This window comes from Niallia laureatilytica, assembly GCF_046613985.1.
GTDB lineage: Bacteria > Bacillota > Bacilli > Bacillales > Cytobacillaceae > Niallia.
Genome location: NZ_JBKKHP010000001.1, coordinates 726101 through 741843, shown reverse-complemented (window position 1 = coordinate 741843; position 15743 = coordinate 726101). Strand labels below are relative to the sequence as shown.

At 39.4% G+C, this 15743-nt stretch carries 14 protein-coding genes; 11 read left to right on the top strand and 3 right to left on the bottom strand.

All coding sequences use genetic code 11. The features are described from left to right. Positions 1-5 precede the first annotated feature (5 nt). The 9 genes from glyS (at position 6) to ACLIJJ_RS03760 (ending at position 10044) form a co-directional block, all read left to right on the top strand. On the top strand, positions 6-2072 hold the full coding sequence (gene glyS / locus ACLIJJ_RS03800; RefSeq protein ID WP_411229263.1) for a glycine--tRNA ligase subunit beta: 2067 nt from the start codon (positions 6-8) through the stop codon (positions 2070-2072). 92 nt (positions 2073-2164) lie between these two features. Further along, complete coding sequence (gene ccpN, locus ACLIJJ_RS03795) at positions 2165-2785, top strand: transcriptional regulator CcpN (RefSeq protein ID WP_233314704.1); 621 nt, start codon at positions 2165-2167, stop codon at positions 2783-2785. Positions 2786-2799: 14 nt separating this feature from the next. Further along, positions 2800-3627: a pyruvate, water dikinase regulatory protein gene (locus ACLIJJ_RS03790; protein WP_233313124.1), complete on the top strand. Its 828-nt coding sequence runs from the start codon at positions 2800-2802 to the stop codon at positions 3625-3627. A gap of 320 nt (positions 3628-3947) precedes the next feature. Then, positions 3948-4403: a YaiI/YqxD family protein gene (locus ACLIJJ_RS03785; RefSeq protein WP_233313125.1), complete on the top strand. Its 456-nt coding sequence runs from the start codon at positions 3948-3950 to the stop codon at positions 4401-4403. Between the two features lie 59 nt (positions 4404-4462). After that, the gene (gene dnaG, locus ACLIJJ_RS03780) at positions 4463-6271 is read left to right on the top strand and encodes a DNA primase (RefSeq protein ID WP_411410566.1); all 1809 of its coding nucleotides are present in this window, start codon (positions 4463-4465) and stop codon (positions 6269-6271) included. 37 nt (positions 6272-6308) lie between these two features. Beyond that, positions 6309-7433 (top strand): RNA polymerase sigma factor RpoD, encoded by a 1125-nt coding sequence (gene rpoD / locus ACLIJJ_RS03775; RefSeq protein ID WP_127737424.1) that lies wholly within the window; start codon positions 6309-6311, stop codon positions 7431-7433. Positions 7434-7544: 111 nt separating this feature from the next. Further along, positions 7545-8078: an LTA synthase family protein gene (locus ACLIJJ_RS03770; RefSeq protein WP_411410565.1), complete on the top strand. Its 534-nt coding sequence runs from the start codon at positions 7545-7547 to the stop codon at positions 8076-8078. 144 nt (positions 8079-8222) lie between these two features. Further along, positions 8223-8942, top strand: a complete 720-nt coding sequence (locus ACLIJJ_RS03765) for a tRNA (adenine(22)-N(1))-methyltransferase (protein WP_233313128.1) — start codon at positions 8223-8225, stop codon at positions 8940-8942. Next, positions 8929-10044, top strand: a complete 1116-nt coding sequence (locus tag ACLIJJ_RS03760; RefSeq protein WP_251644959.1) for a Nif3-like dinuclear metal center hexameric protein — start codon at positions 8929-8931, stop codon at positions 10042-10044. Before ACLIJJ_RS03765 ends, ACLIJJ_RS03760 begins: the two co-directional genes overlap by 14 nt. Positions 10045-10085: 41 nt before the next feature. Here ACLIJJ_RS03760 and ACLIJJ_RS03755 read toward each other — a convergent pair whose 3' ends face one another. Together ACLIJJ_RS03755 and ACLIJJ_RS03750 are read right to left on the bottom strand one after the other, a co-directional pair. Continuing rightward, the gene (locus ACLIJJ_RS03755; protein ID WP_233313130.1) at positions 10086-11030 is read right to left on the bottom strand and encodes a 4-hydroxy-3-methylbut-2-enyl diphosphate reductase; all 945 of its coding nucleotides are present in this window, start codon (positions 11028-11030) and stop codon (positions 10086-10088) included. Positions 11031-11260: 230 nt separating this feature from the next. Next, the gene (locus ACLIJJ_RS03750) at positions 11261-11836 is read right to left on the bottom strand and encodes a YqfQ family protein (protein ID WP_233313131.1); all 576 of its coding nucleotides are present in this window, start codon (positions 11834-11836) and stop codon (positions 11261-11263) included. A 319-nt stretch (positions 11837-12155) separates the two neighbouring features. Here ACLIJJ_RS03750 and ACLIJJ_RS03745 point away from each other — a divergent pair, with 319 nt between their 5' ends. Further along, the gene (locus ACLIJJ_RS03745; protein WP_233313132.1) at positions 12156-13466 is read left to right on the top strand and encodes a DEAD/DEAH box helicase; all 1311 of its coding nucleotides are present in this window, start codon (positions 12156-12158) and stop codon (positions 13464-13466) included. A gap of 26 nt (positions 13467-13492) precedes the next feature. Next, positions 13493-14386 (top strand): deoxyribonuclease IV, encoded by an 894-nt coding sequence (locus ACLIJJ_RS03740; protein ID WP_233313133.1) that lies wholly within the window; start codon positions 13493-13495, stop codon positions 14384-14386. 500 nt (positions 14387-14886) lie between these two features. Here the strand turns inward: ACLIJJ_RS03740 and ACLIJJ_RS03735 are convergent, their stop codons facing one another. After that, a complete protein-coding gene (locus ACLIJJ_RS03735) occupies positions 14887-15735 on the bottom strand; it encodes a TIGR03943 family putative permease subunit (protein ID WP_233313135.1) in 849 nt (282 codons plus the stop codon). Between the last annotated feature and the right edge of the window lie 8 nt (positions 15736-15743).

Below are 15743 nucleotides of genomic sequence, written 5' to 3'. Positions count from 1 at the left end.
TTAGTATGAGTCAAAAAGATTTATTGCTAGAGATAGGTTTAGAGGAAATGCCTGCCCGCTTTGTAACAAGCAGCATGAACAGCTTAAAAGAGAAGGTGGAAGCATGGCTGAATGAAAAGCAATTGCAATATTCCACTGTTGAAGCATTTTCTACGCCAAGACGTCTTGCTGTTCTTGTAAGTGAGCTTGACGAAGCACAAAAAGATATCGAGGAAGAAGCAAAAGGACCAGCTAAGAAGATTGCCCTTGATGAAAAAGGGGAATGGTCAAAAGCGGCGATAGGCTTTACAAGAGGGCAAAATGCTTCTGTTGAGGATATCTATTTCAAAGAAATCAACGGTGTTGAATATGTCCATGTGAAGAAATTTATAAAAGGGCAAGCAACTGTTGATTTGCTGCCTGCATTAAAGGACATTATCTTAAGCTTGTCATTCCCTAAAAATATGCGTTGGGCAAATAATGATCTTCGCTATATTCGTCCGATTAAGTGGATTGCTGCATTATTTGGCAACGAAGTAATTCCGTTCTCCATCACTGGTGTGGAGGCAGACCGCAAATCAACTGGTCATCGCTTCCTTGGTGAAGAAATCAGCTTTGCAGCTCCGAAAGAATATAAAGAAGCACTGCTTGGCCAATTTGTCATCGTAAACCCAGAAGAGAGAAAAGCGGCTATCCTTTCACAAATTAAAAAAATTGAAGAAGAAAATGATTGGGTTATTCCTATTGATGCAGATTTGCTGGAGGAAGTAAATAATCTAGTAGAATATCCGACTGCTTTGTACGGAAAGTTTGAAGAATCATTCCTAGAGCTTCCGACTGAAGTATTAATTACAAGCATGAAGGAGCATCAGCGCTATTTCCCGGTTAAGTCAAAAGATGATAAGCTGCTGCCTTTCTTTATTACTGTCCGCAATGGAGATCATAATCATTTGGACAAAGTGGCAAAAGGGAATGAAAAAGTGCTGAGAGCGCGTCTTGCCGATGCTGCCTTCTTCTATAAGGAAGATCAGAAGCAGGATATTGAAAAGCTGTTAACGAAGCTTCAATCAATTGTTTATCATGAAGAAATCGGCACACTTTCAGAGAAGGTGGCAAGAGTTCAAGGCCTAACAAACAAAATTGCTGAAAAGCTGTCCTTTTCTGCTGAAGAAAAGACAAATGCGGATCGTGCTGCGCAGATTTCAAAATTTGACCTTGTAACAAATATGGTCTATGAGTTCCCTGAGCTTCAAGGACTAATGGGAGAAAAATATGCAAGTCAAAAAGGAGAAGCTCCTGCTGTGGCTAAGGCAATTAATGAGCATTATATGCCTCGTCACGCAGACGATAATACAGCTTCAAGCAATGAAGGAGCAGCACTAGCGATTGCTGAAAAACTTGATACTATTGTTTCCTTCTTTGCAATTGGTATGATTCCAACTGGATCACAAGATCCGTATGCGTTGCGAAGACAGGCTACAGGAGTCGTGCAAACTTTAATGGATAAAGATTGGAATTTGACAGTGGAAGAGCTTGTCGAATTGGCAATGAATAATGTTAAGGATATTGCAAAAACGCCAGAGCAAGAGCTGCAAAAGAATATCATGGACTTCTTTAAGGCGCGCATTAAGCATATCCTTCAGGAAGAAGGCATCCGCTATGATTTAATTGATGCTGTTCTTTTTGATCAATTAGGAAGCCCTGCAAGCCTGCTGAGAAAAGCTAATGTGTTAGACAGTCATAAAAACGATGCTGGCTTTAAAAACGGAATAGAAGCATTAGCGCGTGTTATAAATATATCTAAAAAAGCGGAAAGTAAAGGACAGGTAAATCCATCTCTGTTCGAAAATGAAGAGGAACGCAATCTTTACAGTGCTGTGCAATCAGTAAAAGAAAAACTGACAGACAATACAGATGAGGAAGCATATTTCCAACTTCTAACTTCTCTTGAAGGAACGATTGCATTGTACTTCGACAATACGATGGTAATGACAGATAATCCAGCTTTGAAAGAAAACAGATTAAACCAAATGTCAGAGCTTGCTGATATGATTACAAGATTTGCATATGTTTCGGAAATTTTGGTTAAATAAGCAAAAATAAAGCAGCTGTGGTGGAGGTTTCTCCACCTGCTTTATTTTTAAATTGCTTTCTAAAGCTTTATTTCAAAGGTGGTGAATGAACGATAAAACTGAATAGACGCCAACAGCAAATTGTGGAAATTGTGAAAGAGAATGGACCTATAACTGGAGAGCAAATTGCAGAATCCTTACATTTGACAAGAGCCACATTACGCCCTGATCTCGCTATTCTAACGATGGCAGGTTTTCTTGATGCAAGGCCTCGCGTCGGTTATTTTTATACTGGCAAGACGTCAGAGCAGACAGAAAACATTAATAATCTGCTAGTTAAGGATTATTATTCCAGTCCTGTTGTAGCAAGTGATACAACATCTGTTTATGATGCAATCGTTACAATGTTTACGATGGATGTAGGCACTATTTTTATCGTCGATGCAAACGAAATGCTTGCTGGTGTGGTTTCGAGGAAGGACATGCTTCGGGCAAGCATCGGAAAACAGGAATTGTCGTCATTGCCTGTTACCATCATCATGACGAGAATGCCAAATATCACTTACTGTTATTTGGATGATAAGCTTGTGGATGTTGGTAAAAAACTGATAGAACGGGAAATAGATTCTTTGCCAGTTGTGAAGGAAGAGCTTGATGGCCTAAAGGTAATTGGCAGAGTAACGAAAACAAATATAACAAAAGCACTTGTAGACTTATCCAATGAACAAATTTAAGAGGAGGGTGAATCATGACTGAAAGGCAAATCATTTATGTAGTTTCTGATTCTGTCGGAGAGACAGCAGAGCTTGTGACGAAAGCAGCAATCAGCCAGTTTTCCGGCCATAATGTGAATGTTTCCATTAAGAGGTTTCCATTTGTCGAAGACAAGTCCAATATACGCGATGTAATTCGCCAGGCGCGCCAAGAGCACGGCATGATTGCTTATACGCTTGTAAAGCCAGAAATGCGCAAATATATGCAAGAGCTGGCAGTTGAAGAAGGTGTATACGCTGCTGACATTATCGGGCCTATTATCGATCAGTTTCAGATGCTCTGGGGCAAAACTCCGTTGTTTGAGCCAGGTCTTGTCAGAAAGCTTGATGAAGACTACTTTAAAAAAGTAGAAGCGATTGAATTTGCAGTCAAATATGATGATGGCAGAGATCCGCGAGGCTTGGAAAAAGCAGATATTATTTTGCTTGGTGTATCAAGAACCTCCAAGACGCCTTTGTCCCAATTTTTAGCCCATAAGCGGGTGAAAGTAGCCAATGTGCCAATCGTGCCTGAAGTGGATCCTCCGAAGGAATTATTTGAAGTGCCAGCACATAAATGCTTTGGTCTAAAAATCAGCCCGAAAAAACTGAATAATATCCGCAAGGAAAGGCTGATCTCTTTAGGTCTAAGTGACAGTGCGAGCTATGCGCAAATTGAGCGGATCGAACAGGAACTAGAATACTTTGAAAGCATTGTGGACCAAATTAAATGTCCGGTAATCGATGTGACGAACAAAGCAGTCGAAGAAACGGCCAATATTATTTTCAACTTATATTATCGTGCCAAAAACACGCAGTTTTGATATTCTAAAACAAAGCAAAGAAGGATCCTGTTGGCGTTTATTGGCAGGATCATTTATTTTACGGAAAATTTTTATTTGAGCAGGAGAAATTGTTGTTGTTTTTTTCGGAAAACTTATGGTATTTACCTAATTTATGTACTATAATAGAAAATTGTGATAAAAAAGTATTGTAAATAGGTTTAGACTTGGCTCATAACGAATAAACTATTTACTGTGAGAAGTCAAGAGGAAGAAAAAAATAATTTTCGACAACATCTCTTTCAACGAAAAAGTATTCGTGAAAGAAGGAATATGTGGAGTGATGTAGAATTATTAGTACAATGGATAATTGCATCATATATGTTGACGCTGATTCTTGTCCTGTGAAAGAAGAAATTGTCGAAATGGCTACAAGCAAATCTATAGAGGTAATTTTTATCGCTTCCTATGCTCACATGAAACTGCATCAAGACGGAACAAACTGGAAATATGTTGACAGTAGCAAGGAAGCAGTAGATATGTTTATTATGAATGCCGTGAAGGCAAATGATGTTGTGGTAACACAGGATATCGGACTGGCGGCAACCTTGCTGCCAAAAGCTGTGCAAGTCTTAACCCCAAGAGGGATTATCCTCGAGGAAAAGGATATTGCCACAGCGCTGGATATGCGTTATCTTTCTGCAAAGGCAAGAAGAAGAGGTATATACGGTAAAGGACCAAGGCCATTCGAAGAAAAGGATCGGCAAAAGTTCAAAAAAAGTTTGGCAATCGTTTTGTCGAAAGTTGCAGGAGAATGAGCTGATTGTGTCGAATGTCTTATTTATAGGAAAGTTAGTAGTAGGGAGATGTGTTAAAAATGGTTGAGCGCATTCCTGATGAAAAGGTAAACGAGGTCAAACAGGCAATTGACATAGTTGACGTCATTGGGGAGCATGTAGCTTTAACAAAGCAAGGACGCAATTATTTAGGGTTGTGTCCATTTCATGGCGAAAAAACCCCGTCATTTTCCGTATCACCCGAAAAGCAGATATTTCATTGCTTCGGCTGTCATGCGGGTGGAAATGTCTTTACTTTCCTGATGGATATACACGGTTATTCCTTCCAGGAAGCCGCATTCCATTTGGCGGAAAGAGCTAATGTCGACTTAGGTGTGGAATTGCAAGAGTCAGGTGATAAGCCTGCCATTTCCAAAGATTTGCAGCAAATGATGGATGCGCATGATTTACTAGCTAAATTTTACCATCATTTGCTTCTAAACACAACGGATGGTGAGCATGCTTTACAGTATTTGCTTAACAGAGGCTTCACTAAAGAAGTAATTGAGAAATTCCAATTAGGCTATGCGCCGAATCAATGGGATTTCGCAGTGAAGTATTTAAAGAAATATGATGTTTCTTTACTGGTAAAAGCAGGTTTGATCATTAAAAGTGAAAAAGGGGATAGATATTTTGACCGTTTCCGCGATCGAATCATGTTTCCCATCTTTGACCGTAATGGCAATACTATTGCATTTTCCGGGCGTACATTAGGGGATTCAACTCCTAAATACTTAAACAGTCCGGAAACACCAATTTTTAATAAAAGCAGCACCCTTTATAATTTTCATTTGGCAAGGCCTGGCATGCGGAAAACACAGCATGCTGTCCTGTTCGAAGGATTTGCCGATGTCATTGCTGCAAGCCGTGCAGGTGTGGAAAACAGTGTCGGGACAATGGGAACATCCCTTACAGAAGAGCATATCGCTATTTTGAAGCGGAACTCCCGGACGATAACGATCTGTTATGATTCAGACTCTGCAGGGATTGAAGCGGCTTATCGGGCAGGAAAAATGCTTGTTGCCGCCAAATGTACTGTTAAGGTCGTCATGCTTCCAGATGGTCTGGATCCGGATGATTATCTTAACAAATACGGGGAAGAAAAACTGCAGCATGAAATCATGCAGGCGAGTGTTCCTTTCATGAGCTTTAAGCTCGTGTATCACCGCAGAGGAAAAAATCTGCAAAATGAAGGAGATAAGCTCGCCTATATAGAACAAGTATTGGGAGAAATTGCTCAGCTTGAAAATGCAGTTGAAAAAGATCTCTATTTAAGACAGCTGTCTTCTGAGTTTGCGATTTCTCTTGAAGCATTAAAAATGCAGGAGGAAGAGCTGGCCGGCAGGCGTATAATAAATAAGCCAAATAAAAGCATTAATGCACCAGTTAAGCAATATAGTGTTAAAAAAAGATCTAACAATTTGCTGCCGGCATATCATACTGCCGAAAGAAGACTGATAGCACATATGCTCAAAAATGAAGATGTCGCGTTAAAGGTGCGGGAAGCATTGCAGGACCGGACGTTTAATATTGATGAACATCAGGCAATCTTCACATACTTGCTGGCTTTTTATGAAACAGGACAAAGCTCAGATTCGAGCGCCTTTCTAAACTTTATTCGTGACGGTGAGCTGCAGCGGATTGTAGCTGACATTGACATGATGGAAGTCAATGAAGAAGTAAATGACCAAGAGCTTGCCGATTATTTAAAACAGCTGTTGAATTATGAAAAAATGCTTGAGATTAATGAAAAAAAAGCATTGCAAAAAGAAGCAGAGCGACAAAATGATTTTCTAAAGGCAGCAGAAATAGGAATGGAAGTCATGTTGTTAGTAAAATCATTAAAATAAATTTGATTGTCTTGATTTTTTGGAAGGAGGGGGACATATGGCTGAAAAGTCAGCCCGTTCAAAAGAGGTTGAAACGGAATTGACCCTTGATCAGGTAAAGGAACAATTAACAGAAGTTGGAAAGAAAACTGGGGTACTTGCATATGATGATATTGCAGAAAAACTAGCCAGTTTTGAATTAGACTCCCATCAAATGGATGAGTTCTATGAGGTATTAGGAGATCAAGGTATAGAGCTTGTAGGAGATGGCGAGGATGAGCCACCGAATGTTCAAGAGCTTGCAAAAGGCGAGGAAGAGTTCGATCTTAATGATTTAAGTGTGCCTCCTGGCGTTAAAATAAATGACCCTGTACGTATGTACTTAAAGGAAATTGGTCGTGTGGACCTGCTTTCCGCTAAAGAAGAGATTGTATTGGCAAAGCGCATTATGGAAGGCGACGAAGAGGCAAAACGCCGTCTTGCTGAAGCGAACTTAAGACTTGTAGTCTCCATTGCAAAACGTTATGTTGGCCGTGGAATGATGTTCCTTGATTTAATTCAGGAAGGAAATATGGGTCTTATTAAAGCGGTTGAGAAATTCGACTATGAAAAAGGATTTAAATTCAGTACGTATGCGACATGGTGGATTCGCCAGGCTATTACGAGAGCAATTGCGGACCAAGCCCGCACAATCCGTATTCCTGTTCATATGGTTGAAACAATCAATAAATTGATTCGCGTTCAGCGTCAGTTACTGCAGGATTTAGGCCGCGAACCGACTCCTGAAGAAATTGGAGAAGACATGGATCTGACTCCGGATAAAGTAAGAGAAATCTTAAAGATTGCGCAAGAGCCTGTTTCCTTGGAAACGCCGATTGGGGAAGAAGATGATTCCCATTTAGGTGATTTCATTGAAGATCAGGATGCAACATCTCCTTCTGAACATGCAGCTTATGAGCTTCTAAAAGAGCAGCTTGAAGATGTTCTGGATACTTTGACAGACCGTGAAGAAAATGTTTTAAGACTTCGTTTCGGTTTAGATGACGGACGTACAAGAACACTTGAAGAAGTCGGCAAAGTATTTGGTGTAACGCGTGAGCGTATTCGCCAAATCGAAGCAAAAGCACTAAGAAAGCTTAGACATCCGAGCCGCAGCAAAAGACTAAAAGATTTCTTAGAATAAAGCATGAACTGATATATCAAAGTTATCATTGCCAAGAAATAGTTTACTTCTTACAATAGAAGTGGCTGTTTCTTTTTTTTTAACCGTAAATACATGAAGGATGTGCTGCCCATGAAGGATAATAGGAAAACAGTGATTATCCAAGAAATACTTTATTGGAAAAAAAATAAAATGCTACCGGAGCATTATTGCGATTATTTGCTTACCCTTTACACAGAAGGCAATAGAATGAAGGAAGAAGAATTGCCAAAGCAAAAGCATATTATCTCCAGTGCAATCTTTTTATTGTTTATTCCGATAACAGTAGGTTTCTTATATTTTACTGAATTGTCTTTCATTTTGCAAATGGCTATTTCACTAATTTTTCTGATAATAACTGCGGCGGGCATTTTCTATTATCAAGTAAAAGGGCTGGGAAATGATATCCCTGTTACTGTAGCAGCGTTTATCGTTCTGTTGTTTAGCGTTAAAGCTGTTCTTCATTTTTTTCCAGAAAAAATAATATTCTTATATATTATTTTATCGATAAATTGTTTACTCTGGTTTATAGGAGGAAGAAAGTTTAAGCTAGTTTATTTTACGATTTCTTCCTATATTGGCTTCCTCTTGCTTGCAGTTCTCGTTTTTATGTCATTCCGCGCTTAATGGGAAAAATTACTATGTTCTATATAGGGACAAGCCTGCTGAAAAATCAGTTGTCTTGTGGCATTCCGTTAGCAAATATGTTACAAATAGGTAATAGAATAATCAACTTAGTATAAGAAATAGCAATGAAATGTGGTGTTTAGAATGAATACAGACAGATTATCTAATCGTCTTGAAACAGTAGCAAAATACATACCAGCAGGAGCATCATTCGCAGATATTGGTTCAGATCATGCCTATTTGCCCTGCTATATGCTGAAAAAGCAGAAAGCGTCATTTGCAATTGCAGGAGAAGTGGTGGATGGACCATTTCAATCTGCCCGCAGACAGGTCCAGCAAGAGGGACTTACAGATGTTATATCTGTAAGAAAAGGGAATGGACTAGAGGTAGTAGGAGTAGGTGAAGTCGATTGTATTACGATTGCCGGAATGGGCGGAGCTTTAATCGCTGCTATTCTTGATGATGGCAAACAAAAGCTACAAACTGTCAAAAGACTTGTTCTGCAGCCGAACGTAAGCGCCTATTCTATCAGGCTTTGGCTTATAGAGAATGGCTGGAAGCTCGTGAGCGAAGAGATAATAGAAGAAGATGATAAGATTTATGAAGTGCTCGTTGCTGAACAAGGAGTAGGAAAGGAGCCTTATACAGAGCAAATAGATGCAGAGCTTTTGCTTGGACCTTTTTTAAGCAGAGAAAAAAACCAAGCCTTCCAAAAGAAATGGACGTTAGAAAGACAAAATTGGCAGAGAATAATTGAGCGTATGCAAACAGCAACAGAAACACAAGAGACGGTTGCTAAACTACAGGAACTTAATTGGAAAATCGCACTTGTACAGGAGGTGCTCGGAAATGAAAACAATTAATGGATTTGAATTAATATCATTGTTCGAACAGTTTTCGCCAAAGGCTTATGCAATGGAAGGGGATAAAATCGGTCTTCAAGTCGGAGATTTGAGCAGACCAGTACATAATGTAATGATTGCCCTTGATGTAACCGAAAAAGTAGTAGATGAAGCAATCTCTTTGAAAACAGATTTAATTATTGCTCACCATCCTCCGATTTTCCGTCCCTTATCAAAAATAACGGCAGATAACCCTGCAGGCAGGCTGATGCAAAAGCTGATTAAGCATGATATTTCTGTATATGCTGCCCATACTAATTTAGATGTAGCTAAAGGCGGTGTTAATGATTTGTTGAGCGATGCATTAGGCTTAACAGATTGTGAAGTACTAGTTCCTACATATGAGGATAAGCTTAAAAAACTGGCTGTTTATGTTCCAGCTGACTACGCTGAGCAAGTAAAGGCAGCATTAGGAAATGCAGGTGCAGGTGCTATCGGCAATTACAGTCATTGCAGCTTTACTGCACAAGGAAAAGGTGAATTTAAACCAGGTCAGGATACAAATCCATTTAAGGGAGAGCCTGGCAAACTGGAGACCGTGGACGAGATGAAAATAGAAACTATCTATCCTCATTCCATTGAAAAAACAGTCATCAAGGCGCTCCAAAAAGCACATCCATACGAAGAACCGGCATTTGATATCTTTGATGTCCAGCAGCAAGGTGAGCAGCTTGGTCTTGGAAGAGTCGGTAAAATAGAAGAAATGACACTTGCAGAATTTGCTGAACACGTTAAAAAGCGCCTCGACGTACAAGGGGTAAGAGTGGTCGGTGATATGAAAGCAAAAGTAAAAAAAGTGGCTGTATTGGGCGGAGACGGCAATAAATATTATTCCCATGCCATCAGAAAAGGCGCGGATGTCTATGTAACTGGCGATATGTATTATCATGTTGCGATTGACGCCAGTGAGCTTGGCTTGAATATAATCGACCCAGGCCATAATGTCGAAAAGGTGATGAAAAAAGGAGTTGCTTATAAGCTCGTTTCTCTTTGTGAGGAATCAGGCTATAAGGTAAATATTTTCCCATCCAGTCTTCATACAGACCCATTTCAGTTTGTATAAGGAAAAAGCGGTAAAGAACCTAAGTTCTTTACCGCTTTTGTTTATTGTTTTGTCTTCACCTTCGGAAGAATCTTGTTTAATGGGACTTTCTTTTCTCTTTCCCATGTTTCTTCCTTTTCTGAATCATATTGCTCAAGGAAGTTAATCACTTCTTTAGTTATCGGTGTCGGGGTTGAAGCGCCAGCTGTCACTGCAACAGATTTAGCATTTTTAATCCATTCTAGTTTCAGTTCAGACACGTCAGCAATACGGTAAGCAGGTGTACCGGCAATTTCCTCAGAAACCTGTGCAAGACGATTTGAGTTATTGCTCATTGGGTCTCCTACCACAATCAAGACATCTGCTTCGCCAGCCTGCTGGGCTACAGCTTCTTGTCTAACTTGTGTGGCTAAGCAAATTTCCTTATGGAATTCAGCATGAGGAAATTTCGAATTGATGCTCTCCATCAAATCTGCAACATCCCATTGGCTCATCGTTGTCTGGTTTGTGACAAGAATCTTTTCTTGCTTAATATCGAGGTTCTCGATATCCTGAACTGTTTCAACTAATGATACGGCATGCGGAGCAACGCCAACAGCACCCTCTGGCTCTGGATGCCCTTTTTTACCAATGTAGATAATATAATAACCTTCTTTTTCTTTCTCACGAATTAAGTCATGTGTTTTTGTAACATCAGGACATGTTGCATCAAGAGTCACAAGGCCTTTTCTTTTCGCTATTTCCCTAATTTCAGGAGAAACGCCATGGGCGGTGAAAATAACAGTACCTGTATCAACTTGTTCAATAATATCCTTGCGATTTTTACCATCTAATGTAATAATGCCATCCTCTTCAAAAGCGTCCGTCACATGTTTATTGTGCACAATCATACCAAGGATGTAAATCGGGCGTGGCAATGTTTTATCTAAAGCCGCATTACGGGCGATTACCATAGCATCAACTACGCCATAGCAATAACCTCTAGGGGCAATTTTTATCACTTTCATTTGTAATCCTCCCACTAGGAACCTCTTTATCCGTCCAAAATACATCAACGTACGGATAAGTATTAGGACTCAGAGTATATCTTAACATATATTATTATATAAAACTTCTTAAAAGAAGACAAAAATATTGAGATAGTGATGGAGGATGGCAAAAATAAAAGACCCATTTTCTACTTGTTTGGGCTGTAAATTTAGATCAGCTGAAAAATAGAAATTTGGGTCTAACTTATTTATATATACATTCTAGGAACAGAAACTCCACTGTCCTGCGGCCCTCTAGCCGGTGTTTCTTCTACTCCCGGAACAGCAGTTGGCTCCGCTGTTTCATTGGAAGTTCCAGTAGCTTCTTGTGTCGTCTTTGTATTCTTCACCTTATTCGTATCAGCAGACTTGTCTGTGCTGGAATCGCTGCTGCTTGTTAAGCCCCTGTAAAGCTTCCACATTGCCGGGATATTTCGCACCATTGGTCCATACTGGCTGATCATCGGACCAACCTGGCTTGCTGTTTGCAGGAATTTTTGCGAATTGGCAAGTAATCCGTTGATGGAAGCAGGATTCGTTAATGTCTTCAATATCCCTCCGCCAGTCGCGGCATTTCTTGAACTTGAGCTGCCTAGCATTGCAGCACCTCTTTGCACATTTGTATCTCCGCCTTTTCCCCCTCCAAGCAATTTAGAAAGAATGCCTCCACCATTACTGGTTTGAGCGCCGCCTCTGCCCATCATCTGTCTTTGATATGGAGCAGGGCCTTGCATCATTCTTCCCCCCATGCCTCTTGGCTGCGGCATACGCGGTCTTGGTGGCATGCTGCTGCCTCCTTTCTATAATAACCTGTATTCCTTATTAGCGTATGCTGTATAGTTGTCACTTGTTTAGGGTTTAAGCGGATAGTGCATAAAATCTGAGTGAATTGTCTTAATTAAAAAATAGAAAATATGGGAAAAATAAAAGGTGAAGCAAGTATATTTAGGAAAAAGGAATCAAAGTTTCGGGAGTAATCAACAGGTTTCGCGTTAATTACCTGAGAATTAGTGGTCTTTTCAGCAGATTTTGATTATAATAATATGATGGACTAGTGAAGCCGCGGCAAGTTTTTTATTGTCTGAATATAAAGGAGTTTTAAAAATGAGTCAAAATACATTCAACCGTTATAATTTAAAGCCGTTCATTTTGAAAGCAGTCGATGAACTGGGCTTTTATGAACCAACAGAAATACAGCAAAAAGTTATCCCATTGATGTTAAAAGGGGAAAGTGCTATTGGACAGTCACAAACGGGAACAGGGAAAACCCATTCTTATGTACTGCCAATTATGGAAAGAATTAATCCTGAGAGTAACACGGTACAAGCTGTAATAACTGCACCGACAAGAGAGCTTGCAACGCAGATTCATAATGAAATTGTTAAAGTGGCAAAGCATTCACCAGAAGCGATCTCAAGCCGCCTGTTCATTGGCGGGACGGATAAACAGCGTGCAATTGAAAAGCTTAAAAGCCAGCCGCATATTGTTGTCGGCACACCAGGAAGAATTAATGACCTTGTAAAGGAGCAGGCTCTGCATGTCCATACAGCTAATATGCTGATTGTCGATGAAGCAGATCTTATGCTTGATATGGGCTTCATTGAAGATGTGGACCAAATTGCTGCAAGAATGCCAAAAGATTTAAGTATCTTTGTATTCTCCGCAACAATACCGGAAAAACTGAAGCCGTTCTTAAAGAAATATTTAGAAAATCCTAAATATGTACATGTAGAGCCAAAGCAGCTGACTGCTGCTAAGATTGAACATGTGCTTCTACCTTCCAGACACAGAGATAAAATTACGACAGTATATGAAGCATTGACAGCTTTCAACCCATTTTTGGCAATCGTGTTCACAAACACAAAGCAAATGTGTGATGAAGTAGCTGCAGGGCTTTCGGAAAAAGGGCTGAAGGTTGCTAGAATTCATGGCGGGCTTACACCTCGTGAAAGAAAGAAAGTGATGAAGCAAGTCCTTGATTTGGAGTTTCAATATATTATTGCAACAGACTTAGCTGCACGAGGAATTGATATTAAAGGGATCAGTCATGTCATCAATTTTGAATTGCCAGCAGATCTTGATTTCTATGTTCACCGTGTCGGCAGAACAGCAAGAGCCGGTTCATCAGGAATTGCATTGACTATTTACGAGCAATCGGATGAGGATAAGCTAAACCAGCTTGAAAAGCTTGGCATCGAGTTTAAAAATATGGACTTGAAAAACGGTGAGTGGGTCGAAATTGAAGACAGAAACCGCCGAAAAAAACGTCAACGTACTGCAGATGAAATTGATGTGAAAGCAAAATCTCTTGTGAAAAAGCCGAAGAAAGTGAAACCTGGCTACAAAAAGAAGATGCAGCGAGAAGTAGAAGGCATTAAAAAACGGGAAAGACGTTTGAAAAGCAGAAATAAATAAGTAAAAGCTGAGAGGAGAGAGGATGAATGGTGAAACTAGGTTCCCATGTATCCATGAGCGGAAAAAAAATGCTTCTAGCAGCAAGTGAAGAAGCAGTATCTTATGGAGCAAATACCTTCATGATATATACAGGTGCTCCTCAAAATACAAGACGCAAAAAAATTGAAGATTTAAATATAGAAGCAGGAATGAGACATATGCAGGAAAACGGGATAGCAGATATCGTTGTCCACGCTCCTTACATCATTAATATTGCCAACACTACAAATCCGGCAACATTTGAACTAGGTGTTAATTTCCTACGAACAGAAATTGAACGGACAGAAGCGCTTGGTGCTAAACAAATTGTTTTGCATCCAGGCGCACATGTTGGTGCTGGTACAGATATAGGCATAAAAAAAATTATCGAAGGCTTAAACGAAGTGCTGACAGGCAAAGAAAATCTGCAAATTGCACTGGAAACAATGGCTGGTAAAGGTTCCGAATGCGGTAAAACCTTCGAGGAGCTAGCAATGATTATGGATGGTGTCACCTATAATGACAAGCTGTCTGTATGCTTCGATACATGTCATACTCATGATGCCGGCTATAATATTGTCGAGGACTTTGACGGAGTGCTTGATGAGTTTGACCGTATTGTCGGGATAGACAAGCTGAAAGTACTTCATATCAATGACAGTAAAAATGCAGTAGGGATGAGAAAAGACCGTCATGAGAATATTGGCTATGGTCATATCGGCTTTGACGCATTAAGCAAAATTGTTCATCATCCTCAGCTTATTGATATTCCGAAAATCTTGGAAACACCTTATGTCGGGGAAGATAAGACTAACAAAAAAGCTCCATATAAACATGAAATTGATATGCTGAAAACTCAGCAATTTAATGAAAGCTTACTTGACGATATTTTAAAAGGTTAAAGTAAATTAGGCCATTTCACATCATGTGAAGTGGTCTTTTATTTGCTTAAAATAGATTAGTTACTTGTGATGAAGGCTGTAGCAAGGCCAATAAGAAAAAATAATAGAGAGCCAACATTTAAACAATTTATGCTTAAGCTGCCAAGTTTTCTTGTTAATTTATAATTGTTTTTAAAACCAAGATAACTTTTTGCAGTAGTCATCTCACTGTAATTAGTAAATAAGCCTCCTGTGCTGGAGAAAAAGACAAAAATTAAGGTAAGACTCAAACCTACATAAAACATGGCATCTAAATAAAAATATTCAATTTTTGTGCAACTAAATAAGAAATGCCAAATTCCAATAATATAACAACCATTGTAGCAATCACAAATTTCCCATATTTCATTGAATTCCCTCCTTTGGTAAATTCTTATAAATTTATTATAATACAAAATTTATTGATTTTTCAAAAAAATAGAAGCAAAGACTGCCGTCGAACGGCAGTTTTTGCTTCTATGTTAATTTTGACGATAAACATACGGATCATTAGGCTCGGTAACCTTTGTCCATTTTGTTACTTTGAGAACTGGAATGGTTTTTTTGAAAGGCTGGTAATAAATATTATCAAGAGTTCCTGTTATTTGCAGCCAATCATCATTGCTTGCTTTCAAATCATCAGGCAGGTCCAGAAGAATTCCGTAAACACCTGAATCAGCAATACAATGGATAATTCCGAATCTCAGCAGGAAGGCTTGGTTGGCTGCCAGCTCTTTATCTTTATAAGCAAAACCTGTCAGTGTTATTTCTTCCCCGATAAATTGACCTGGGTAATTGTAGATAGTTTCCAGATCGTTGAGGAAAGTATCTCCCTCCAGCTTAATGGAGTCTACTTTACTTAATTTCTTCAGACCCTTATCCATCATTTCAGAATAGCCTTCTTTTCCGTAATAGCTGCTTGTATCTGGTTGTAGAAACTGATGCTGGCTGTATTCATCTCCTTCCGCATAGACGGGAAAGGAGAGCCCTTTCTTTTCTACTATATTCGAATCAAGTGTGGCAACAGGCAGGAATAGTCCTGTCAATACAGGCGCAATCATAATGAGAAAAGCAATGGCTCTTTTCCACCAACGGTTTTCCTCTGCTGCATGATTATGTCCGCAATGATCACAATCATGCTCATGTTCATGATCGTGTTTATCTCCTTTTATATAAAAATAGATGGAGATAAGCGTAAACAAAATAAAGATATATATGGCAGACTCAGATATATAGGAATACTTCATGTTAATATATTTAGAAATATCGCCAGATGCATGCAGATGGAAAAAAAGGTATGTGAACCCGATTAGAACAAATATCCGAAACATATACATGC